The sequence below is a fragment of the Pseudomonas sp. 10-1B genome (genome assembly GCF_000935045.1).
Taxonomy (GTDB): domain Bacteria; phylum Pseudomonadota; class Gammaproteobacteria; order Pseudomonadales; family Pseudomonadaceae; genus Aquipseudomonas.
Genome location: NZ_JYKS01000032.1, coordinates 1 through 23,015, shown reverse-complemented (window position 1 = coordinate 23,015; position 23,015 = coordinate 1). Strand labels below are relative to the sequence as shown.

Genomic DNA, 23,015 nt, shown 5'->3' with positions numbered 1-23,015 from the left:
TCAAACCGTACATATTCGCCGCCTACACTGGCGGCAACCGAATCCTCTGATCGAGATACACTTGTGATCGAAAATCTGCGTAACATCGCCATCATCGCCCACGTTGACCATGGTAAAACCACCCTGGTCGACAAACTCCTGCGCCAGTCCGGCACCCTGGAGCGTAACGAGCTCAACGACGAGCGCGTGATGGACTCCAACGACCAGGAAAAAGAGCGCGGCATTACCATCCTGGCGAAAAACACCGCCATCAACTGGAACGGCTACCACATCAACATCGTCGACACCCCCGGCCACGCCGACTTCGGTGGCGAGGTAGAGCGCGTGATGTCGATGGTCGACTCCGTGCTGCTGCTGGTCGACGCACAAGACGGCCCGATGCCACAAACCCGCTTCGTGACCAAGAAAGCGTTCGAAGCTGGCCTGAAGCCGATCGTGGTGATCAACAAGGTTGACCGCCCAGGTGCGCGTCCTGACTGGGTTCTGGACCAGATCTTCGACCTGTTCGACAACCTCGGTGCCACCGACGAACAGCTGGACTTCAAAGTCGTCTACGCCTCGGCCCTGAACGGCATTGCCGGCCTGGACCACACCGAAATGGGCGAGGACATGACTGCGCTGTACCAGTCGATCGTCGACAACGTGCCTGCACCTTCGGTTGACCGTGACGGCCCGTTCCAGATGCAGATCTCCGCACTGGACTACAACAGCTTCCTCGGTGTTATCGGCGTTGGCCGTATTGCCCGTGGTCGCGTCAAGCCGAACACCCCGGTTGTCGCCATCGACACCAACGGCAAGAAGCGTAACGGCCGTATCCTGAAGCTGATGGGCCACCACGGCCTGCACCGCGTCGACGTCGAAGAAGCCCAGGCTGGCGACATCGTCTGCATCAGCGGTTTCGACGAGCTGTTCATCTCCGACACCCTGTGCGCCCCGGATGCGGTCGAAGCGATGAAGCCGCTGACCGTTGACGAGCCGACCGTTTCGATGACCTTCCAGGTCAACGACTCGCCGTTCTGCGGCAAGGAAGGCAAGTTCGTCACCAGCCGCAACATCAAGGACCGTCTGGACAAAGAGCTGCTGTACAACGTTGCCCTGCGCGTTCAGGAAACCGATTCCCCTGACAAGTTCAAGGTATCGGGCCGTGGCGAACTGCACCTGTCGGTACTGATCGAAACCATGCGTCGTGAAGGCTTTGAGATGGCTGTAGGTCGTCCTGAAGTGATCATCCGCGAAGTCGACGGCGTCAAGCAGGAACCGTTCGAGAACGTCACCATCGACATCCCTGAAGAATCCCAGGGCAAGGTCATGGAAGAGATGGGCCTGCGTAAGGGCGACCTGACCAACATGGTGCCGGATGGCAAGGGCCGTGTTCGCCTGGAATACAACATTCCAGCCCGTGGTCTGATCGGTTTCCGTAACCAGTTCCTGACCCTGACCAACGGTGCAGGTATCCTGACCTCGATCTTCGATCGCTACGACACCATGAAGTCGGGCCAGATGTCCGGCCGCCTCAACGGTGTACTGGTTTCGGTCGAGACTGGCAAGGCGCTGACCTACTCCCTGGAAACCCTGCAGGCGCGCGGCAAGCTGTTCGTCGAGCACGGCCAGGAGATCTACAACGGTCAGATTATCGGCCTGAACAGCCGCGACAACGACCTGGGCGTGAACCCGACCAAAGGCAAGAAGCTCGACAACATGCGTGCTTCGGGCAAGGACGAAGTCATCGCCCTGGTACCGCCGGTTCGTCACACCCTGGAACAGGCCCTGGAATTCATCCAGGACGACGAGCTGTGCGAAGTGACTCCTAAGTCGATCCGCCTGCGCAAGAAGATCCTGGACGAAGGCGAGCGTACCCGCGCAGCCAAGAAAGCCAAGAACTGAGTTAGCTCAGGCTGAATGAAAACGCCCCCGGTCGAAAGGCCGGGGGCGTTTTTTTGCCTGCTGGGTTTGCATTGGCCCCTTCGCGGGCTTGCCCGCTCCCACAGGTACTGCACAGGTCTTGAATGTTGTGGAGATCCTGTGGGAGCGGGCAAGCCCGCGAAGAGGCCCTTGAAGGCTAACGCTTAGCGCCCAACCACCTTCGGCTTGTAAGCACAATACCCCGGCCGCGGCCCGACCTTGGGGTGGTTGCGGCACGTATCCGGGCGCTTGTCATAAATGGTGCACAGCCGGCTCTTACGATCCAGGTACATGCAATCATCGTTGCTCATCCGGGTCAGGGTGAAGATTCCCGACTTCTGGTTGAAGCGTTCGATGATGCCTTCTTTTTGCAGGCGCTTGGCCACGTTCTTCGGCGGTTCGTCTTTCTCGAACTCGTCGACCACGCCGATACGGATCAGATCCTTGATCTTCACCTCCACCGGCAGGGTGCAGCAGGTTGAATGGCAGCCATGGCACATATGGCTGGCATAGCGCTGCCAAGTCTCCAGGCGGTCGACTTCGGCGGCGGCGATCAGGGTCGTTTTCATCTTTATAGGGGTGGATCACGGTCTTGGGGCGCGCGATCATACCGGAGTTGTTCAAATTGTGAACAACCTTTTGCCGGAATCGCAGAGTGGGCATGAAAACTGCGAACCGTAACTTCCACTCCCTGTCGAAGGGTCTAGTCTCAAAAATCTCCCTCCGCTTTCGTCAACTTGCCAGAGGATGCCGCATGTCCCAGGAACCCAAAGCTCGTGACGCCGAGGTGGCCGAATTTCGCGCCGCTGTACTGGACAAGCTGACCTACGCGGTTGGCAAGGACCCGGAGCATGCCTTCGACCACGACTGGTTCGAGGCCATTGCCCTGGCCGCGCGCGATCACATGGTCGATCACTGGATGGACCACACCCGCCAGGCCTACCGCCGCAGCCAGAAGCGGGTCTATTACCTCTCCCTCGAATTCCTCATCGGGCGTTTGCTGTACGACAGCCTGAGCAACCTGGGGTTGCTGGACATCGCCCGTGATGCCCTGGAAGGGCTGGACGTGGACCTGGAGCGCATTCGCCTGCTCGAACCCGATGCCGCGCTGGGCAATGGCGGCCTGGGCCGCCTGGCGGCGTGTTTCATGGAGAGTATGTCGACCCTGGGCATTGCCGCCCACGGCTATGGTATCCGCTATGAACATGGCTTGTTCCGTCAGGCGGTGGTCGATGGCTGGCAGCAGGAGCAGACCGAGAACTGGCTGGACTTCGGCAACCCCTGGGAGTTCGAGCGTGCTGAGGTGATCTACCCGATCAGCTTTGGTGGCAGCGTCGAAACGGTGCACAATAGCCACGGCGACCAGCGTCAGGTGTGGTGGCCGGGCGAAACGGTGCGGGCGGTGGCCTACGACACACCGGTGGTCGGCTGGCGCGGGGCCAGCGTCAACACCCTGCGCCTGTGGCGTGCGCGGGCGCTGGAAGAGCTGCACCTGGAGCGCTTCAATGCGGGGGACCACCTGGGGGCCGTGGCCGAGGTGGCGCGGGCCGAGAGTATTTCGCGGGTGCTGTACCCGGCCGACAGTACCGAGGCCGGGCAGGAACTGCGCCTGCGCCAGGAATACTTCTTTGTGTCGGCTTCGCTGCAAGACTTGCTGCGCCGCCACCTGAACATGCACAAAGACCTGCTCAACCTGCCCGAGGCGGCGGCCATCCAGCTCAACGACACCCACCCTTCGATTGCCGTGGCGGAGCTGATGCGGTTGCTGGTGGATCAGCATGAAGTGCCTTGGGAAAAGGCTTGGGAGCTGACCGTCGGCACGCTCGCCTACACCAACCACACGCTGTTGCCCGAGGCCCTGGAAACCTGGCCGGTAGCGCTGATGGAGCGCATGCTGCCGCGGCACATGCAGATCATCTACCTGATCAATGCCTATCACATCGACGCGTTGCGGGCCAAAGGCCTGCACGATTTCGACGTGCTGCGCGCGGTGTCGTTGATCGAGGAAGACAACGGCCGCCGGGTGCGCATGGGCAACCTGGCGTTCCTTGGCTCGCACAGTGTCAACGGTGTTTCGGCGCTGCACAGCAAGTTGATGAAAAGCACGGTGTTCTCCGAGCTGCACAAGCTCTACCCGCAGCGTATCAACAACAAGACCAACGGCATTACCTTCCGCCGCTGGCTGTACCAGGCCAACCCGCAACTGACGGCGATGCTGGTCGAGGCGCTGGGCGCCGAGCTGCTGGACGACCCGGAAGGCCGCCTGAGCAGCCTGGTGCCGTTCGCCGAGAAGGGCAGCTTCCGCAAGGCCTTTGCCGCCCAGCGCCTGCACAGCAAGCGCGCCCTGGCCAGCATCATCCAGGACCGCCTAGGCGTCACGGTCAACCCCGAGGCGCTGTTCGACGTACAGGTCAAGCGCATTCACGAGTACAAGCGCCAGTTGCTCAACCTGCTGCATACCGTGGCGCTGTACCAGGCCATGCGTAACGACCCAGGCACCAATTGGGTGCCACGGGTGAAGATCTTCGCCGGCAAGGCCGCAGCCAGTTACCACCAGGCCAAGTTGATCATCAAGCTGGCCAACGACATCGCCCGGGTAGTGAACAACGACCCGACCGTGCGCGGTTTGCTGAAGGTGGTGTTCCTGCCCAACTACAACGTCAGCCTGGCCGAGAGCATCATTCCGGCGGCGGACCTGTCCGAGCAGATATCCACCGCGGGTTACGAAGCGTCCGGGACCAGCAACATGAAGTTCGGCCTGAACGGCGCGCTGACCATCGGCACCCTGGATGGCGCCAACGTGGAGATGTGCGAGCAGGTGGGGGCCGACAACATGTTCATCTTCGGCCTCACGGCGCAGCAGGTAGAAGCGCGGCGCAAGGCCGGGGACTTCGGTGCCAGTGCGGCGATTGCAGCGTCCAGCCGGTTGAGCGACGTGCTGCAGGTCATCCGCAGCGGTGTGTTCTCGCCGGATGACCCTTCACGCTACACCGCGCTCATCGACGGGCTGGTGGCCCATGACCGCTTCCTGGTGTGTGCCGACTTCGATGCCTACTGGGATGCCCAGTGCCGGGTCGAGGAGTTGTGGCACACGCCGCAGGAGTGGTGGCGCATGGCGGTGTTGAATACCGCGCGGATGGGCTGGTTCTCCTCGGACCGGACCATTCGGGAATATGCCAGCGAGATCTGGAAGGCGCTGGATTGAAGCAAGCCTGTGCTGGCCCTTTCGCGGGCACGCCCGCTCCCACAGGGACTGCTGGCTCTAGAGGCCTGTGCAGAACCTGTGGGAGCGGGCGTGCCCGCGAAGGGGCCTACAACCAGACCACCGGGCCTGGCGCGCGCTGAACTACCGACCTATTGTGCCGTCAGAGAGCCGTGGCGAGTCTCATCGCTCGCTAGCCCGCCACTCTCCCTGTAAACTGCGGGGGTTTTTCTTCCCCCAATCCGTTCGGAGCCATACATGTCCCGCGTTACCCTGAGTCGCTATCTGATTGAGCAGACCCGCAGCAACAATACCCCTGCCGATCTGCGCTTCCTGATCGAAGTGGTGGCGCGTGCGTGCAAGGAAATCAGCCATCACGTGTCCAAAGGCGCCCTCGGTGGTGTGCTGGGCAGCATGGGCACCGAAAACGTGCAAGGCGAAGTCCAGAAGAAACTGGACGTGATTTCCAACGATATCCTGCTGGAAGCCAACGAATGGGGCGGCCACCTGGCCGGCATGGCCTCCGAAGAAATGGACAACGCCTACCAGATCCCGGGCAAGTACCCGAAAGGCGCCTACCTGCTGGTCTTCGACCCGCTGGACGGCTCGTCCAACATCGACGTCAACGTCTCGGTCGGCACCATCTTCTCGGTACTGCGTTGCCCTAACGAGTACCTGAGCCAGAACGAAACCCTGAACGAAAAGGCCTTCCTGCAGCCAGGCACCCAGCAGGTCGCCGCCGGTTACGCCATCTACGGCCCGCAGACCATGCTGATTCTGACCCTGGGCAACGGCGTCAAGGGCTTCACCCTGGACCGCGAGCTGGGCAGCTTCGTGTTGACCCACGAGAACATCCGCGTGCCGGAAAGCACCGCCGAGTTCGCCATCAACATGTCCAACCAGCGCCACTGGGAAGCCCCGGTACAGCGCTACGTGGGCGAACTGCTGGCAGGCGAGACCGGCCCGCTGAAGAAGAACTACAACATGCGCTGGATCGCCTCGATGGTGGCCGATGTGCACCGCATCCTGACCCGTGGCGGCCTGTTCATGTACCCCCGTGACGCCCGCGAGCCGAGCAAGCCGGGCAAGCTGCGCCTGATGTACGAAGCCAACCCGATGTCGTTCATCATCGAGCAGGCCGGCGGCGCTTCCACCAACGGTTACGATCGCATCCTCGACATTCAGCCAGAAAGCCTGCACCAGCGCGTGTCGGTAATCCTCGGCTCGAAGGAAGAGGTCGAGCGCGTCACCGCCTATCACAAGGAGTAAGTCATGCTCGCACCTTGGCAGCCGTTGCTGGAGTGGTGGTTCGGTTGGGGCACCAGTCCCCAGGCCGTGGCTGACGAGAAGAGTACGCTGTGGTTCGGCAAGCATCACGATGCCGAGGCCCAGGCGCTGTTTGGCGAACTGGTCGAGCATGCCCTGGCGGGCGGGCTCGACGAGTGGCAGCAAAGCCCGCAGGGCTGGCTGGGGCTGCTGATCTTGCTGGACCAGCTGCCGCGCATGATCTACCGCGACACGCCGCGCGCCTTCGAAGGCGACCGGCGGGCCCAGGTGGTGGCCATGCAGGGCCTGCAGAAGGGCTGGGACTACCAGTTGCTGCCGATCCAGCGGGTGTTCGTGCTGTTGGTGCTGGAGCATGCCGAGGTGCTGGACTGGCAGAACCTGTGCGTCGAGCGTTACCAGGTACTGCTGGAAGAGCAGCCCGAGGCCAACCGCCGGCTGTTCGAAGGCTTCCTCGACTATGCCGAGCAGCACCAGCGGGTGATCGCCCGGTTCGGGCGCTTCCCGCACCGTAACCTGGTGCTGGAACGGCCTAGTACCAGCGAAGAGATGGACTTCCTGCTCGAGCCTGGGTCTCGGTTCTGAGGCTGCTATCGCGATGCAAGGCCGCTCCTACAGGGGGCGGCCTTTTTTATTGAGCGATGATTAATGCTTTGTGATTAATCGCGAAGTAGTGGCCATCCGACCAATGGTGTAGGGGTAAAGGGGGTGGGGCAGGGAACCTGGGAGGGTTTTTCCCGTCGAAGGTCCCGGCAGGCCACTCGCCTGTACCCCGTCTCCAGGAGTGTCCTTTCATGTCGCTGCGTTCCCTCGCCCTGTTGTCGCTGTGCGTCGTCCTGACTGCCTGCAGCAAAGTCAACCAGGAAAACTATTCCAAGATCAAGGCCGGTATGAACAAGGCCGAGGTCGAGCAGTTGCTCGGCACGCCGACCGAGTGCTCTGGCGCGTTGGGCATGAGCAGCTGCACCTGGGGGGACGAGAAGAGCTTCATCAGCGTGCAGTACGCAGCTGACAAGGTGCTGATGTATTCAGGGCAGGGTCTCAAATGAGGCGTTCATACCTGCTGATGGGCGTATGCCTGGCGTTGCTGCTGGGCGGTTGTGCAGGCTCCGTGCACGACCCACTGGCGCCGAAAACCGCTGGCAACGTCGACCTCAAGCGCTACCAGGGCAAATGGTACGAGCTGGCGCGTCTGCCCATGCGCTACCAGGCCGACTGCGAACAGTCCGAGGCGCACTACAACCTCAAGGCCGATGGCACCTTTGGCGTGCTCAATCGCTGCCGCACCATGGGTGACGAATGGCTGCGCGCCGAGGGGCATGCAAGCGTCCAGGAGCCGGGGCACACCGACAAGCTGTGGGTCGAGTTTGATAACTGGTTCACCAAGCTGGTGCCTGGCGTGGCCCGGGGCGAGTACTGGATCCTGTATGTGGATGATCACTACCGCACGGCCATCGTCGGCAGCCCGGACCGCAAGTACCTGTGGATTCTGTCGCGCACGCCGACGCTGGCGGCCTGGGAGCGTGAGAGCTTGCTGTCCAGGGCGCGGCAGCAGGGGTATGACACCAACCGGCTGATCTGGCGCGCTTCGGACCAGCAGATCGTCAAGATGCACTGAGGTTGGCCCAGCTGGCCTCATCGCCGGCAAGCCAGCTCCCACAGAGACTTCACGGGGCTTGAGGCTGATGCGATCGAGGTGGAGCCAGCTCCCACAGGTACTGCACAGTTCTAAAGACCTGTGGTGATTCTGGACTGCACGGGGCTTGAGGCTGATGCGATCGAGGTGGGAGCTGGCTTGCCGGCGATAGGGCCGGAACAGGCTGCCAATCAGCCCAACAGCTGCCGCAACACCTCGGCAAACGCCCGCGCACTTTGCTCTTCCTGCGCATGCCGCCCCTGGCGCACTACCCACTGCCCATTCACCATCACATCGCGCACCTGGCGATCCCCGCCGGCAAACAACCAGCGATTGAGGATGGCATCGCCATCGGCCATGGCGATGTAAGGGTCCTGCCCATCGAGCACCAGCCAGTCGGCACGCTTGCCCACGGCCAGTTCGCCGACCGCCTGCCCCAGTGCCTGCGCACCACCCGCCAGTGCGGCGTCATACAGCGTGCGCCCAACCATCGGCTGGTCACCGCGATACAAGCGGTTGCGCCGCTGGTCACGCAGGCGCTGGCCATATTCCAGCCAGCGCAACTCCTCCACCACGCTCAGCGACACATGGCTGTCCGAGCCAATGCCCATGCGTCCACCCTGCGCCAGGAAGTCCACCGCCGGGAAAATCCCGTCACCCAGGTTGGCCTCGGTAGTCAGGCATAGCCCGGCCACCGCGCCACTGCGGGCCATGGCGGTGACTTCGTCCGGCTCGGCGTGGGTGGCGTGGACCAGGCACCAGCGCGGGTCCACCTCGACATGCTCGTACAGCCACTGCAGCGGACGCAGGCCGCTCCAGGCCAGGCAGTCGTCGACTTCCTTCTGCTGCTCGGCGATATGGATATGCACCGGGCATTGCTTGTCGCTGGCTGCCAGTACCTCGGCGACCTGCCCCGGCGTCACCGCCCGCAGCGAGTGGAAGCACAGGCCCAGTCGTTGCGCGGGTTGCGCGGCCAGCACGGGGGCGAGTTGCGCCTGCAATTGCAGGTATTGTTCGCTGGAGTTGATGAAGCGCCGCTGCCCGTCGTTCGGTGCCTGGCCGCCGAACCCGGCATGGCTGTACAGCACCGGCAGCAAGGTCAGGCCAATGCCGCTGTCGGCCGCGGCCGCGCTGATGCGCCGGGACAGTTCGGCTGGGTCGGCATAAGGCTTGCCGGCCTGGTTGTGGTGCACGTAGTGGAATTCCGCCACCGAGGTGTAGCCGGCCTTGAGCATCTCGATGTACAGCTGGCGAGCGATGACCTGCAGCTGTTCCGGGCTGATCTGGCCGACCAGGCGGTACATCAGCTCGCGCCAGGTCCAGAAACTGTCGTTGGGGTTGCCGGCGACTTCCGCCAGGCCGGCCATGGCGCGCTGGAAGGCATGCGAGTGCAGGTTGGGCATGCCGGGCAGCAGCGGCCCGGCCAGCCGCTCGGCGCCTTCGGCCGAAGCACCCGGCTCGATACGGGCCACGTGACCGTCGCTGGCGACCTCGATGCGGACATGGCTGGCCCAGCCCGTAGGCAGCAGGGCGCGTTCGGCGAAGTAGGCGGACATCGGTGAAATCCTGTTATTGTTAACTTGTATATACATATACAGGTGTTTGCCTGCCGGGTAAACTGCGGCAAGCTACCGCTCATTCCATTGCAAAGGACTCAACGCCGTGCCGACACCTCCTGTCTCCGCGCTGGTTGCCCAGATGGGCGAGGGCCCGGCGCCGCTGTATGCCCGGGTCAAACAGATGATCATCCAACAGATCGACAACGGCAGCTGGCCGCCGCATCACCGGGTTCCCTCGGAGAGCGAGCTGGTCAGCGAGCTGGGCTTCAGCCGCATGACCATCAACCGCGCGCTGCGCGAACTGACTGCCGAAGGCCTGCTGGTGCGCATGCAGGGGGTCGGCACCTTCGTGGCCGAGCCCAAGGGCCGTTCGGCGCTGTTCGAGGTCAACAACATTGCCGACGAAATTGCTGCGCGTGGCCACCAGCATAGCTGCCAGGTGATCACCCTTACCGAGGAAGCGGCCGGTTCCGAGCGGGCCCTGGCCCTGGATATGCGCGAAGGCCAGCGGGTGTTCCATTCGCTGATCGTGCATTTCGAGAACGGTGTGCCGGTGCAGATCGAGGACCGCTACGTCAACGCCGCCATTGCCCCGGAGTACCTCAAGCAGGATTTCACCCGGCAGACGCCTTACGCCTACCTGTCCCAGGTGGCGCCGCTGACCGAGGGTGAACATGTGGTCGAGGCGATTCTGGCCGAGCCGGAAGAGTGCCGACTGTTGCAGATCGAGCGGGGCGAACCTTGCCTGCTGATCCGCCGTCGCACCTGGTCCGGCCGCCAGCCGGTGACCGCTGCGCGGCTGATCCACCCCGGTTCCCGTCATCGCCTGGAAGGACGTTTCAGTAAATGAGCCAGTTGCAGTTGTTGCGTGCGCAGGATTACCCGCGCATGCCGTGGAAGAACGGTGGCGGTTTCACCGAAGAGATTACCCGCGACAGTGGCGAGGGTCTGGAAGGCTTTGGCTGGCGCCTGTCGATTGCCGATATCGAGGAGTCCGGCGGCTTTTCCACCTTCGCCGGCTACCAGCGGATCATCACCGTGCTGCAGGGCGACGGCATGCGCCTGTTGGTCGACGGCCAGGCCAGCCGGCCGTTGCTGGCGTTCGATGCCTTCGCCTTCAGCGGTGAGAGCCAGGTCAGCTGCAAGCTGCTGGGCGGGGCGATTCGCGATTTCAACCTGATCTATGCACCGCAGCGTTATCGCGCGCGGTTGCAGTGGCTGGATGGTACCAGCCGGTTGTATAGCTCGGCTTCGACGCTGTTGCTGTTTGCCGCGAGCAATCAGGTTGAAGTGGCAATGGCCGGGCATGAGACGCAGCGGTTGGGGTTGTATGACTGCCTGCGGCTGGAGGGCAACGATGAGTTGCTGGGGCTGGATGTGCAGGGGCGGTGCTGTCTGATCGAACTCATTTCACGTTGAGATAGCCGGGGCTGCTGCGCAGCCCTATCGCGACACAAGGCCGCTCCCACAGGGGACCGCGCATGCTCTGGCTGACGCGGTCCCTTGTGGGAGCGGCCTTGTGTCGCGATAGGGCCGCAAAGCGGCCCCAGCTTTTTCAGCCGTCCAGCGGAAAGCTGCGAATATTTTGGTTGTCCATGCTTGTACATACAAGTAAAGGTGTGTTTGTATATTGACCACGACATCCCCGCCCGCGCATGACCGCAGAGGACCTTTTCCGTGACCGACAACAACAAATACCGTGACGTTGAAATCCGTGCCCCACGTGGCAACAAGCTGACCGCCAAAAGCTGGCTGACCGAAGCGCCACTGCGCATGCTGATGAACAACCTCGACCCGCAGGTCGCGGAAAACCCGAAAGAACTGGTGGTGTACGGCGGTATCGGCCGCGCCGCGCGTAACTGGGCCTGCTACGACAAGATCGTCGAAACCCTGACCCGCCTGGAAGATGACGAAACCCTGCTGGTGCAGTCGGGCAAGCCGGTCGGCGTGTTCAAGACCCACAGCAACGCCCCGCGCGTGCTGATCGCCAACTCCAACCTGGTACCGCACTGGGCCAACTGGGAGCACTTCAACGAACTGGACGCCAAGGGCCTGGCCATGTACGGTCAGATGACCGCCGGCAGCTGGATCTACATCGGCAGCCAGGGCATCGTCCAGGGCACCTACGAAACCTTCGTCGAAGCCGGTCGCCAGCACTACGGCGGCAGCCTGAAAGGCAAGTGGGTACTCACCGCTGGCCTGGGCGGCATGGGCGGCGCCCAGCCATTGGCCGCGACCCTGGCCGGCGCCTGCTCGCTGAACATCGAATGCCAGCAGAGCCGCATCGACTTCCGCCTGGAAACCCGCTACGTCGACGAGCAGGCCACTGACCTGGACGACGCTCTGGCACGCATCGCCAAGTACACCGCCGAAGGCAAGGCCATCTCCATTGCCCTGCACGGCAACGCCGCCGAAATCCTGCCGGAACTGGTCAAGCGCGGCGTGCGCCCGGACATGGTCACCGACCAGACCAGCGCCCACGACCCGCTGAACGGCTACCTGCCTGCCGGCTGGACCTGGGAACAGTACCGCGACCGCGCGCAGACCGAGCCGGCTGCAGTGGTCAAGGCCGCCAAGCAGTCGATGGCCGTGCACGTGCAAGCCATGCTCGACTTCCAGAAGCAGGGCATCCCGACCTTCGACTATGGCAACAACATCCGCCAGATGGCCAAGGAAGAGGGCGTGGCCAATGCCTTCGACTTCCCCGGCTTCGTGCCGGCCTACATCCGCCCGCTGTTCTGCCGCGGTATTGGCCCGTTCCGCTGGGCGGCGCTGTCCGGCGATGCCGAGGACATCTACAAGACCGACGCCAAGGTCAAGGAGCTGATCCCCGACGACGCCCACCTGCACCGCTGGCTGGACATGGCCCGTGAGCGCATCAGCTTCCAGGGCCTGCCGGCACGTATCTGCTGGGTTGGCCTGGGTCTGCGCGCCAAACTGGGCCTGGCCTTCAACGAAATGGTCCGCAGCGGCGAGCTGTCGGCACCGGTGGTGATCGGCCGCGACCACCTGGACTCCGGCTCGGTATCCAGCCCCAACCGCGAAACCGAAGCCATGCGTGATGGCTCGGACGCTGTGTCCGACTGGCCGCTGCTCAACGCCCTGCTGAACACCGCTGGCGGCGCCACCTGGGTATCGCTGCACCACGGTGGCGGCGTGGGCATGGGCTTCTCCCAGCACTCGGGCATGGTCATCGTCTGCGACGGCACCGATGAAGCCGCCGAGCGTATTGCCCGCGTCCTGACCAACGACCCGGGGACTGGCGTGATGCGCCACGCCGATGCCGGTTATGACATCGCCATCGACTGCGCCAAGGAGCAGGGCCTGGACCTGCCGATGATCACCGGCTGATCGCCACGCTTTGGCTCGCACCCTGCAAGGGGTGATACTGAACAACAAGAAGGGGCACGCAGGCATCCACAGACGGGCCTGCGGCTCCACGCGATTGGAGTAGCGAAGTGACCGAATTTACCCTCAAGCCCGGCACCCTGACCCTGGCCCAGCTGCGCGCGATCCACGCCGCGCCCGTGCGCCTGCAACTGGACGCCAGCGCCGCGCCAGCGATCGATGCCAGCGTCGCCTGCGTCGAGCAGATCATTGCCGAAGACCGCACCGCCTACGGCATCAACACCGGTTTCGGCCTGCTGGCTTCGACCCGCATCGCCAGCCACGACTTGGAAAACCTGCAGCGCTCGCTGGTGCTGTCCCACGCCGCCGGTGTCGGCGCGCCGCTGGATGACAGCCTGGTGCGGCTGATCATGGTGCTGAAGATCAACAGCCTCAGCCGTGGCTTCTCCGGCATCCGCCGCAAAGTCATCGACGCGCTGATCGCCCTGGTCAATGCCGAAGTCTATCCGCACATCCCACTGAAAGGTTCAGTGGGTGCATCCGGTGACCTGGCGCCACTGGCGCACATGTCGCTGGTGCTGCTGGGCGAAGGCAAGGCCCGCTACAAGGGCCAGTGGCTGCCTGCCACCGAAGCCCTGGCCGTCGCCGGCCTCGAACCGCTGACCCTGGCCGCCAAAGAGGGCCTGGCCCTGCTCAACGGCACCCAGGCATCCACCGCCTATGCCCTGCGCGGCCTGTTCCAGGCCGAAGACTTGTACGCTGCGGCCATCGCCTGCGGTGGCCTGAGCGTCGAAGCCGCGCTGGGCTCGCGCTCGCCGTTCGATGCGCGCGTCCACGAAGTGCGTGGCCAGCGCGGCCAGATCGACACCGCCGCCTGCTTCCGTGACCTGCTGGGCGACTCCAGCGAAGTGTCGCTGTCGCACAAGAACTGCGACAAGGTCCAGGACCCATACTCGCTGCGCTGCCAGCCGCAGGTCATGGGCGCCTGCCTGACCCAGTTGCGCCAGGCCGCCGAAGTGCTGGGCATCGAAGCCAACGCCGTGTCGGACAACCCGCTGGTGTTCGCTGCCGAAGGTGACGTGATCTCCGGCGGTAACTTCCACGCCGAACCGGTGGCCATGGCTGCCGACAACATCGCCCTGGCCATCGCCGAAATCGGCTCGCTCAGCGAGCGCCGCATCTCGTTGATGATGGACAAGCACATGTCCCAGCTGCCGCCGTTCCTGGTGGAAAACGGCGGGGTCAACTCTGGCTTCATGATCGCCCAGGTCACCGCTGCCGCCCTGGCCAGCGAGAACAAGGCGCTGTCGCACCCGCACAGCGTGGACAGCCTGCCGACCTCGGCCAACCAGGAAGACCATGTGTCGATGGCCCCGGCTGCCGGCAAGCGCCTGTGGGAAATGGCCGAAAACACCCGTGGCGTGCTGGCCATCGAATGGCTGGGCGCCTGCCAAGGCCTGGACCTGCGCAAGGGCCTGAAAACCTCGGCCAAGCTGGAGCAGGCGCGCCAGGCGCTGCGCAGCGAAGTGCCGCACTACGACCGTGACCGTTTCTTCGCGCCCGACATTGAAAAGGCCGTGGAACTGTTGGCCAAGGGTAGCCTGACCGGTTTGCTGCCGGCCGGTGTGCTGCCAAGCCTGTAATGCCCCTGGGGCCGCCATGCGGCCCAATCGCCGGCAAGCCGGCTCCCACAGAGGAGGTGCAACACACTATTCCCTGTGGGAGCTGGCTTGCCGGCGATTGGGCTGCAAGGCAGCCCCCTTCGATCTCACGACCACAAGAACAACTCAAGGACGTGACATGCAACAAGCTCAAGGTCTCAAGCGTGGGCTAAGTGCCCGCCACATCCGTTTCATGGCCCTCGGTTCCGCCATCGGCACCGGGCTGTTCTACGGCTCCGCCTCGGCCATCCAGATGGCCGGCCCGGCCGTGCTGCTGGCCTACCTGATCGGTGGCGCCGCGGTATTCATGGTCATGCGCGCCCTCGGTGAAATGGCCGTGCACAACCCGGTGACCGGTTCCTTCGGCCACTACGCCAGCACCTACCTCGGCCCCATGGCCGGCTTCATCCTCGGCTGGACCTACGCCTTCGAAATGGTCATCGTCGCCATCGCCGACGTCACCGCCTTCGGTATCTACATGGGCTTCTGGTTCCCGGAAGTGGCCCGCTGGATCTGGGTGCTGGGCATCGTCTTCCTGATCGGCGGCCTCAACCTGTGCAACGTCAAAGTGTTCGGCGAGATGGAGTTCTGGCTGTCGCTGCTCAAGGTCGGCGCCATCGTCGCCATGATCCTGGCTGGCCTGGGCATCATGGCCTTCGGCTTCAGCCAGGTGGGTAGCGGGCATGCCGTGGGCGTGAGCAACCTGGTCGAGCACGGTGGCTTCATGCCCAATGGCGTCGGCGGCCTGATCGCCTCGTTCGCCGTGGTGATGTTCGCCTTCGGCGGCATCGAGATCATCGGCGTCACCGCCGGTGAAGCCAAGGACCCGCAGCGCGTGATCCCCAAGGCGATCAACGCCGTGCCGCTGCGCATCCTGCTGTTCTACGTGCTCACCCTGTTCGTGCTGATGTGCCTTTACCCTTGGCCGCAAATCGGCAGCCAGGGCAGCCCGTTCGTGCAGATCTTCAGCAACCTGGGAATTGGCTCTGCCGCCGCCGTGCTGAACATCGTGGTGATTTCCGCCGCGATTTCGGCGATCAACAGCGACATCTTCGGCGCCGGCCGCATGATGTATGGCCTGGCCCAGCAAGGCCACGCCCCGCGCGGCTTCAGCAAGCTGTCGAAACACGGCGTGCCGTGGATGACCGTGCTGGTGATGGGCGCCGCGCTGCTGATCGGCGTGCTGCTCAACTACCTGATCCCCGAGAACGTGTTCCTGCTGATCGCCTCGATCGCCACCTTCGCCACCGTGTGGGTATGGCTGATGATCCTGCTCACCCAGGTGGCCATGCGCCGCAGCATGAGCCGTGACGAGGTGGCCCAGCTACAGTTCCCGGTACCGTTCTGGCCCTATGGCCCGGCCATGGCCATTGCGTTCATGGTGTTCATCTTTGGTGTGCTCGGCTACTTCCCGGATACCCAGGCAGCGTTGCTCGTCGGCGTGGTCTGGGTGGTGTTCCTGGTAGCGTCCTACCTGCTGTGGTGCAAGCCGCGGACAGGGCAGGGCAAACCGGCAGCGGAGCCGGTCGAGCTGCACCGCTAGTACAGGAGATTGCGTATGAGAACCCTCTGGCAGCACTGCCATGTGGCAACCATGGCCGAGGGCCGTTACTCGGCCATCGAGGACGCGGCGATCGTCACCAGCGCCGGGCTGATCGAGTGGATCGGCCCACGCGCCGAGCTGGCGCCGGTCGCGGCCGACCGCACGGTGGACCTGGGCGGCGCCTGGGTCACCCCGGGGCTGATCGACTGCCACACCCACGCGGTTTTCGGTGGCAACCGCAGCGGCGAGTTCGAGCAGCGCCTGCAGGGTGTCAGCTATGCCGAAATCGCCGCGCAGGGCGGGGGCATCGCCAGCACCGTGCGGGCCACCCGCGCGGCCAGCGAGGACGTGCTGTTCGCCAGTGCCCGCCAGCGGGTCCAGGCGCTGATGCGCGATGGCGTGACCACGCTCGAGATCAAGTCCGGCTACGGCCTGGACCTGGCCAACGAGCGCAAGATGCTGCGCGTGGCCCGGCGCCTGGCCGACGAGCTGCCGCTGACGGTGCGTGCCACCTGCCTGGCTGCCCACGCCTTGCCAGCGGAGTACGCCGGCCGGGCCGACGACTACATCACGCACATCTGCGACGAAATGCTGCCGGCCCTGGCCGCCGAAGGCCTGGTGGACGCGGTGGATGCCTTCTGCGAGCACCTGGCGTTCTCCCCGGCCCAGGTCGAGCGGCTGTTCATCAAGGCGCGCGAGCTGGGCCTGCCGGTCAAGCTGCACGCCGAACAGCTATCGTCGTTGCATGGTTCCAGCCTGGCGGCGCGTTATCAGGCGCTGTCGGCCGACCACCTGGAATTCATGACCGAGGAGGACGCCATTGCCATGGCCGAGGCCGGCACGGTCGCGGTGCTGTTGCCGGGCGCCTTCTACTTCCTGCGCGAAACCCAGCTGCCGCCGATGGACGCGTTGCGCCGCCACGGGGTGAAGATTGCCCTGGCCAGCGACCTCAACCCCGGCACCTCGCCAGGCTTGTCGCTGCGGCTGATGCTGAACATGGGCTGCACCTGTTTCCGCATGACCCCGGAAGAAGCCCTGGCCGGCGTCACCGTGCATGCCGCCACGGCGCTGGGCCTGGGCGACAGCCATGGCTCGCTGGAGGCTGGCAAGGTGGCCGACTTCGTCGCCTGGCAAATCGAGCGCCCTGCCGACCTGGCCTACTGGCTGGGCGGTGACCTGCCCAAGCGCGTGGTGCGCAAGGGCCACGAGATTTCCAATTGAGTGAGGCAAGATGGACAAGGTACTGAGTTTCCACCAGGGTCGTTTGCCGTTGCTGATCAGCATGCCCCACGCCGGCCTGCGCCTGACCGACGCCGTGCGCGACGGCCTGGTCGACCAGGCGCGCAGCTTGCCGGACACTGACTGGCATATCCCACAGCTGTACGACTTCGCCCGCGACATGGGCGTCAGCGTGGTGGCGGCGGAGTATTCGCGCTTCGTCATCGACCTGAACCGCCCGGATGACGACAAACCGTTGTACGCCGGCGCCACCACTGGCCTGTATCCGGCCACACTGTTCGATGGCGAGCCGCTGTTCAAGGAGGGGCTGGAGCCGACCGCCGAAGAGCGCAAGACCTATCTGGAAGCGATCTGGCGCCCTTATCACAACACGATCCGGAGCGAGCTGGACCGGCTACGTCAGCAGTTTGGCTACGCCCTGCTGTGGGACGCCCACTCTATCCGTTCGCTGATCCCGCACCTTTTCGATGGCAAGCTGCCGGACTTCAATCTGGGCACCTTCAACGGCGCCAGCTGCGAACCGGAGCTGGCCGAGCGGCTGCGAGGCGTGTGTGCTGCCGCCCAGGGCTACAGTCACGTCCTCAACGGGCGCTTCAAGGGCGGCCACATCACCCGTCACTATGGTAATCCGGCCCAGCATATTCACGCTGTGCAGTTGGAGCTGGCACAACACACCTACATGGAAGAGCGGGAGCCCTTCGCTTACCGCAAGGACCTTGCCCAGCCGACGCAGGAGGTACTGCGCAAACTGCTTGAAGCATTGCTGGCATGGGGCCGCGAGCGGTACGGCCGTTAACCTCCCTGTGCATGCCTGCGCGGCGTCCTGCCCGGACACCGCGCAGCCTGCCTGGGCTACTCGGTAGCCGAGCGTGGCCGGCGATCAGGGTCGGCCAAGGAGGTGAGCTCGTGAATCAGACGCGACTCGCGCGCCCGCTTGTTACGCTCCAGCGCTCTGAACTGTTGCTCCAGCGCATCGATGGGCTGTTCCGGGTACTGATCTGGAAGCTCGGATACCTGTACCTGGTAGGCCTGCTCGATTTCTGCAAAGCGATCGGCATGGGCTTGGCGCAAGTGCTGGACCCACCTGTGGTTGCCAGCGGCAAAGTTCAGGAAGTCCTCACCCAGCTCGCCGCGCTGGACCTGCAACTCTGCCGAAGCCAGCTCATCCATTGAGGCGTTGATCGCGTAGAGCAAGGGGTCATACGGTTGCCCGAGGTCCAGCGAAATGTTCAGTTCCCGACGGTAAGTAAGGCGCAACTCCGCTTCATCCCGTCCGGCAGCTTCGCGTTCGGCAATCTCATCCAGTGCCTGCAAGCGGTACAGGCGACGCAGTTCTCGGTAGAGGTTGGCTTCGGTATCCGCGGCATCGATCTGCAGGCGCTGGTTGGCGATGTACAACTCGATATTTTGGAAAACCAGCAATGCACCGTCATGGCAGGTCTGTTCGCCGTCTTCCCGTAGCAGCGCTTCGCTGGCGTGATGATTGAACAGGGCAAGATCGTCCGGGTTGACTAAGGCGCTGACCAGCACCTTACGCACCCGCGCACAGAATGCCGCGCGGGTTTTGCCATTCAGGTAGGGGGCCGAGTTGCGCAGACGACCTATGAGTGCCAGGAGGTTTCCTGCCGAGCCGCCCGACTGAAGGGCCGCCCAGCTACTTCTCAAGCCCTCGTTCTCTACGTTTGAGGCAAGCAGCCAGTCTTCCACCTTGGGTACGTCGGCAGCGGGGTCCAGATAAGGAAGGTGGAAGTGTCCGACGGCCTCGTCCTCTCCCGATGAGTCGCTCAGGCTGTCAAATGGGTCGATGGCGAAGGTAAAGCTGCGCTGGCTTTCTGACGATGTGCGCACTCTGGCGACTGTGTCCTCGGTCAGCGGGTTGCTGAACAGCAGGATTGAGCTGATCGGGAAGTCGTTGTCCAGATTGGCCAGAATGTGGGGTGGTAGATCGGTGAGGCGATTGTCACTGAGGTCCAGCATCTCCAAGGGAAGCAAACTGTCCACCCATGCTGGCCACTGTTCCAGCGCCATGCCGTTCAGGTCCAGGCGGCGTAATGTGCGCAGCGATGGCGGGACGCTGGTGATCGTGCCCATGCGGTTGTCGGAAAGGTCTAGCGAGCCGAGATTGTGCAACTGGCCCAGTGTGTCGAGCACAGATTGGTCGACCACCAGGCCTGTACTGCGCAAGGCCAGGTCTGTCAGGCCAGGCAAACACAGCAACGCTCTGGGCAACGTCTGCTCGGCCCGTTGGTAGTTGTCGATGGTCAGGCGCGTGATCCCAGGGAAGCGTGCCAGCAACACTTCGAGCTGTGCAGTCGAGCCGCTGACCCGCTCCAGTACCAGGTTATGCACGCGTTCGGTGAAAAAGCTTGGCAAGGACCGCGGGAATAGTTCGAGGGAGAAGTCGGTCAGGCGCAATGCAGCGCGGGACAGTCCTGTTTCCTGGTAATGCCAGAACGCGTTCAGTTCGGCGGCGATACGGGTTCTGCTAGCCAGCATGGCTTGGGTGACCGGGGCGGCCGAGCTGGAAGCATTCACATAGTTGTCGATGCTGTCGCGTAGCTCCTGGCGTTGATCCAGCAAGCCGGCCAGGCGTGTCCGGAATGCGTCTGACTGGTCAATTTCCAAGCGCGAAGCGCGCCCATCCTCGCTGAGGACGACTCGCAGCAGATCATCGTCGAAGATCGGGTTGCCCTGCAGCGAGACCAGGGCCTGCTCGGCGGGCGGGAGCTGACTGTCACTCAAGAACCGTGGTAGCACCCTGATATGGTTGTAGCGCAGGCCAATGTGGCGTACACGGGTCACGGTTTCGGTCTGTAGCCCTTCTGGCCAATGGTCCAGCGCCATGTTGTCGAGGCCGAGGTAGTCCAGGGTCAGTTGGTTGAAATGTGGTGGATACTGCTCGGACAGTCGGTTGCCGCTGAGGTCCAGCCGGCGTAAACGGGTCAGGCCGACCAGGCTATCGATATCGGTCGAGGATAACGAGGTGTTCTGGTTGATCAGGCTGAGCGATTCGAGCATTGGCAAATGTTCGGCAATCACCGGCAGGCTGAACTGGAAGGGTGAGGGCAAAGCATCAGCGTGGTAGGCGCGAGTGACCTCCAGCGACCTTAGGTTGGCGAACTGGCGAAGCAGGCTGCTCAACTGCGGGCCGTGCTGGTTCCACCCCTCATAGTTTTCCGGCAGCGTTTCGATCAGGCACAGGTCAGTGACGCTGGCGCTGAAGAACGCTGGCAACAAGAGCGGAAAGTCCAGCAATGACAGGCGCTCCAGCCGAAGAGGCGAGGGGGTTGCGCTGTTGCGCAAGGCATTGTCGTACCAGTGCTGCGTAATAGCATTCAGCGAGCGCTCCAGGTCATGCGGACTCTGGTTTGGCGACAGTGCGGCCAGTTGGCGCCAATCGTCCAGTCTGCTCTGCAATTGGTCGCGTTGCTCCAGCAGGCCCCTGAGCATGTCATTGATCTGGCTACGGTTCAGATTACGGTTTTCCAGCGCTGTCAGCAGATGTTCGGCTGGCCTGGGCACCCCCACGTGTTGGCCAACCTGGCGAATCGAACTCAGCAATGTCTGCCGGGAGATACTGGTGGCGCGTGGTCGGCCGCCGCCCAACGGGTAGCCAAGGCGCCCGTCGGCCAAGCGCATGGGCGAACGGTAGCCGGGGCGTACAGGCTGCATCCCGAGTACAGTCCTCAGGGCCGGGCGGGGCAACAAGGGGCTGTCCTGTATCAGTCGTTGCAGCGCTTGCTCATCGGCGACACCCAGTCGGATCATGACTGCTGGAAGTACCTCGTACAGTGCGGCGTAGAGGCTTGGATGGGGCACGATCAGGGCATCCGGCTGGCGTTCGTCGTGGACGATGTAGCCCGCCTCGGCGTGGGTGATGGTATGGGGTGGACTATCCAGCGGGCCTAGCGCATGTTCCTGGGCAGGCCACGACAGGTGCTGCAGTAGTTTGACCCTGGTTTCGGCTGGCCAGCCCGGCAAGCTGGCGAGTGTATGCAGGATCAGCCGATCGGTATCCCAGTTTGGCTCACTGCACAGGTACAGCCCCTCATAGGCACGGGTCAGTCGAATCTGTTGCTGGTAAACACGGATTTCCTCGCCGAGGCGCAGTGGCACCTTGCCGGTGCCGAGCACCTGCAATTCGCTGGTACTTGCGGCGCGGGCCAGTTCATTGGCGACAGCGGCCGGCAGGCGCGGGTAGGCCTGCTGGATGGTTGCGGCGCCCGGCTCCAGTTGATGAGGTAGGCCAGCGTAAGCAGCGCTGAACCCGGACGGCTGCGTGCCGCCGGTGAGACGCAGGCGAATGGTTTGGTCCAGCTTGAAACGTAGCAGGGTATCTTCCAGCAAGGCCGGCAGCCGCTGGCTTTCGGTCAAGGCCCGGCGGAGTGCCTCTTCGCGGCTACCGCTGACTGCGACCAGGCGTTGTAGAGTCTGGTCGTCGAAGTGGGCGCTCAGGTGGCCAATACGCCGCAGCAGTTCGAGCCCCGACCAGCTCAGTGGGTCATCTGCCCGGTGCAGCCAAGCGCCGGCGCCGTTATGCCGCAGCGGCGGTTGGTATCGGTACGGGTCTTGAGGGTGCTGGATGCAATATTCGCCCGTAGCAGGTGCTCGCCCGACGATATAGTGCTCTCCAGGTAGGGTCAGCCACTGCCTGCCATCATGTTGAACAAGGCCGAGCTCGTCCGCCTCCAGGCCGGCTGGCAGCACCTGGTTGCTCCGGTAGGGCGCAAGGTCAGGCTTCCACAAGTGAACCTCGCCATCGGCTGTTTCGACGTCTTCCAGCTCTTCGATGAAGGAAGGCGTCTCCACCGGGATGCGTTCGACTGCGGGCCGTTCATCGTCGGGATCTTCGACCAGCGGCGGCTCCTCGACGCCGCCAGGGTCGCCGCTGTTGGTGCCTTTCAAGGCGCTGGCTGCGGCGCCAAGGGCGGCCATGATCGCCACGTTCTCGATCACATCGACCATGTAGGTGTACGCGGTGTCCCGTTCGTCGTTTTCCCAGGCTTCGATGCCGTCATACACCTCGGCCGCCAGTTGTGCCACGCACACGGCGAGCATGAACTCTCCCAAACCGGGCACGAAGAAACCGGCGATGTTCAAGGCCATCAACCCGCGCCCGGCAATCAACTCCAGGTGGGCCTTGGCCGTACGCCGGTCGACGATTTCGGTAGGGACCGCGTGGAACAGGGCATCCTTTTCATGGCGCTGGGCTTTCTGGAAAGCCATCACACCCTGGAACGCGTGGCTGAAGCGTGCTGCAACCGGGTGCAAGGCGGCATGCGGGTCGGCAATGTGTTCCAGGATGCCGCGCACGCTCCAGTTCAGTGGCGTGAGCCGTTCCCTGAGGCGGGCACTTATCATTGCCTTGTCGCGTTCTGCGAGGTGCTTGTCCAAATAGCCGATATTGGTCTGAAGGCGGTCGCGCAACTCGGCCTGCAAGGCGTGAAGGTCGGGGAACTCCTTGAGTGGCGTTGTGCTGTCCTCGGGGATATACAGTGCTACGGCCTGTTGCCCTGCGCTATGCAGATCAAGCAGTACGACACCGGTCAGCTCGGCCTCCCACAAGTCAAGCAAGCTGAAGGTTACCGCCGAGCTGGCCGATGGCGGCTGATCGAGTGGCGTGGTCAGGGCGGCGGTATAC

At 63.5% G+C, this 23,015-nt stretch carries 16 protein-coding genes; 13 read left to right on the top strand and 3 right to left on the bottom strand.

Translation table 11 applies throughout. The features are described 5' to 3' along the window. Window positions 1-63 precede the first annotated feature (63 nt). Window positions 64-1,884: a translational GTPase TypA gene (gene typA / locus TZ03_RS17890; RefSeq protein WP_016712460.1), complete on the top strand. Its 1,821-nt coding sequence runs from the start codon at window positions 64-66 to the stop codon at window positions 1,882-1,884. Window positions 1,885-2,066: 182 nt separating this feature from the next. On the opposite strand, the gene TZ03_RS17885 is transcribed toward typA, so the two are convergent. Next, window positions 2,067-2,471: a YkgJ family cysteine cluster protein gene (locus TZ03_RS17885; protein ID WP_049870388.1), complete on the bottom strand. Its 405-nt coding sequence runs from the start codon at window positions 2,469-2,471 to the stop codon at window positions 2,067-2,069. 185 nt (window positions 2,472-2,656) lie between these two features. Between TZ03_RS17885 and TZ03_RS17880 the strand changes: the two genes are divergently transcribed. From TZ03_RS17880 to TZ03_RS17860, 5 genes are all read left to right on the top strand, one after another. After that, window positions 2,657-5,107: a glycogen/starch/alpha-glucan phosphorylase gene (locus TZ03_RS17880; protein ID WP_051099542.1), complete on the top strand. Its 2,451-nt coding sequence runs from the start codon at window positions 2,657-2,659 to the stop codon at window positions 5,105-5,107. A 255-nt stretch (window positions 5,108-5,362) separates the two neighbouring features. Continuing rightward, window positions 5,363-6,373, top strand: coding sequence for a class 1 fructose-bisphosphatase (locus TZ03_RS17875; RefSeq protein ID WP_051099541.1), 1,011 nt, complete (start codon window positions 5,363-5,365; stop codon window positions 6,371-6,373). A 3-nt stretch (window positions 6,374-6,376) separates the two neighbouring features. Next, complete coding sequence (locus TZ03_RS17870) at window positions 6,377-6,973, top strand: DUF924 family protein (RefSeq protein ID WP_051099540.1); 597 nt, start codon at window positions 6,377-6,379, stop codon at window positions 6,971-6,973. A gap of 209 nt (window positions 6,974-7,182) precedes the next feature. Next, entirely contained in the window at window positions 7,183-7,437 is a 255-nt protein-coding gene (gene bamE, locus TZ03_RS17865) for an outer membrane protein assembly factor BamE domain-containing protein (protein ID WP_051099539.1), read from the top strand. Further along, window positions 7,434-8,006 (top strand): lipocalin family protein, encoded by a 573-nt coding sequence (locus tag TZ03_RS17860; RefSeq protein WP_051099538.1) that lies wholly within the window; start codon window positions 7,434-7,436, stop codon window positions 8,004-8,006. The genes bamE and TZ03_RS17860 overlap by 4 nt, the downstream gene beginning before the upstream one ends. A gap of 209 nt (window positions 8,007-8,215) precedes the next feature. Here the strand turns inward: TZ03_RS17860 and TZ03_RS17855 are convergent, their stop codons facing one another. Next, on the bottom strand, window positions 8,216-9,580 hold the full coding sequence (locus TZ03_RS17855) for a formimidoylglutamate deiminase (RefSeq protein ID WP_051099537.1): 1,365 nt from the start codon (window positions 9,578-9,580) through the stop codon (window positions 8,216-8,218). A gap of 142 nt (window positions 9,581-9,722) precedes the next feature. On the opposite strand from TZ03_RS17855, the gene hutC reads away from it, so the two are divergent. The 7 genes from hutC to hutG all read left to right on the top strand — a co-directional run bounded on the left by hutC (window position 9,723) and on the right by hutG (window position 18,170). Next, window positions 9,723-10,433: a histidine utilization repressor gene (gene hutC, locus TZ03_RS17850; RefSeq protein ID WP_177328482.1), complete on the top strand. Its 711-nt coding sequence runs from the start codon at window positions 9,723-9,725 to the stop codon at window positions 10,431-10,433. Beyond that, the gene (locus TZ03_RS17845) at window positions 10,430-11,002 is read left to right on the top strand and encodes a HutD family protein (protein WP_051099535.1); all 573 of its coding nucleotides are present in this window, start codon (window positions 10,430-10,432) and stop codon (window positions 11,000-11,002) included. Before hutC ends, TZ03_RS17845 begins: the two co-directional genes overlap by 4 nt. 258 nt (window positions 11,003-11,260) lie before the next feature. Then, complete coding sequence (gene hutU, locus TZ03_RS17840; RefSeq protein ID WP_051099534.1) at window positions 11,261-12,934, top strand: urocanate hydratase; 1,674 nt, start codon at window positions 11,261-11,263, stop codon at window positions 12,932-12,934. A 107-nt stretch (window positions 12,935-13,041) separates the two neighbouring features. Then, complete coding sequence (gene hutH, locus TZ03_RS17835) at window positions 13,042-14,574, top strand: histidine ammonia-lyase (protein WP_051099533.1); 1,533 nt, start codon at window positions 13,042-13,044, stop codon at window positions 14,572-14,574. Between the two features lie 157 nt (window positions 14,575-14,731). Continuing rightward, window positions 14,732-16,135, top strand: a complete 1,404-nt coding sequence (locus tag TZ03_RS17830; protein WP_051099532.1) for an amino acid permease — start codon at window positions 14,732-14,734, stop codon at window positions 16,133-16,135. A gap of 15 nt (window positions 16,136-16,150) precedes the next feature. Continuing rightward, window positions 16,151-17,356 (top strand): imidazolonepropionase, encoded by a 1,206-nt coding sequence (hutI, locus tag TZ03_RS17825; protein WP_051099531.1) that lies wholly within the window; start codon window positions 16,151-16,153, stop codon window positions 17,354-17,356. A 10-nt stretch (window positions 17,357-17,366) separates the two neighbouring features. Then, window positions 17,367-18,170 carry an N-formylglutamate deformylase gene (gene hutG / locus TZ03_RS17820; RefSeq protein WP_051099530.1) on the top strand — a complete coding sequence of 268 codons (804 nt, stop codon included), beginning with the start codon at window positions 17,367-17,369 and terminating at the stop codon, window positions 18,168-18,170. A gap of 56 nt (window positions 18,171-18,226) precedes the next feature. Here hutG and TZ03_RS17815 read toward each other — a convergent pair. Next, the coding region (locus tag TZ03_RS17815; RefSeq protein WP_051099529.1) for an NEL-type E3 ubiquitin ligase domain-containing protein at window positions 18,227-23,015 on the bottom strand (4,789 nt) is incomplete at its 5' end.

Coding starts and splice junctions, on each gene's coding strand:
- TZ03_RS17855 (WP_051099537.1), bottom strand. CDS start 9,580: ATGTCCGCCTACTTCGCCGAACGCGCCCTGCTGCCTACGGGCTGGGCC.
- TZ03_RS17860 (WP_051099538.1), top strand. CDS start 7,434: ATGAGGCGTTCATACCTGCTGATGGGCGTATGCCTGGCGTTGCTGCTG.
- TZ03_RS17830 (WP_051099532.1), top strand. CDS start 14,732: ATGCAACAAGCTCAAGGTCTCAAGCGTGGGCTAAGTGCCCGCCACATC.
- TZ03_RS17870 (WP_051099540.1), top strand. CDS start 6,377: ATGCTCGCACCTTGGCAGCCGTTGCTGGAGTGGTGGTTCGGTTGGGGC.
- TZ03_RS17845 (WP_051099535.1), top strand. CDS start 10,430: ATGAGCCAGTTGCAGTTGTTGCGTGCGCAGGATTACCCGCGCATGCCG.
- TZ03_RS17880 (WP_051099542.1), top strand. CDS start 2,657: ATGTCCCAGGAACCCAAAGCTCGTGACGCCGAGGTGGCCGAATTTCGC.
- bamE (WP_051099539.1), top strand. CDS start 7,183: ATGTCGCTGCGTTCCCTCGCCCTGTTGTCGCTGTGCGTCGTCCTGACT.
- hutI (WP_051099531.1), top strand. CDS start 16,151: ATGAGAACCCTCTGGCAGCACTGCCATGTGGCAACCATGGCCGAGGGC.
- TZ03_RS17885 (WP_049870388.1), bottom strand. CDS start 2,471: ATGAAAACGACCCTGATCGCCGCCGCCGAAGTCGACCGCCTGGAGACT.
- hutC (WP_177328482.1), top strand. CDS start 9,723: ATGGGCGAGGGCCCGGCGCCGCTGTATGCCCGGGTCAAACAGATGATC.
- TZ03_RS17875 (WP_051099541.1), top strand. CDS start 5,363: ATGTCCCGCGTTACCCTGAGTCGCTATCTGATTGAGCAGACCCGCAGC.
- hutG (WP_051099530.1), top strand. CDS start 17,367: ATGGACAAGGTACTGAGTTTCCACCAGGGTCGTTTGCCGTTGCTGATC.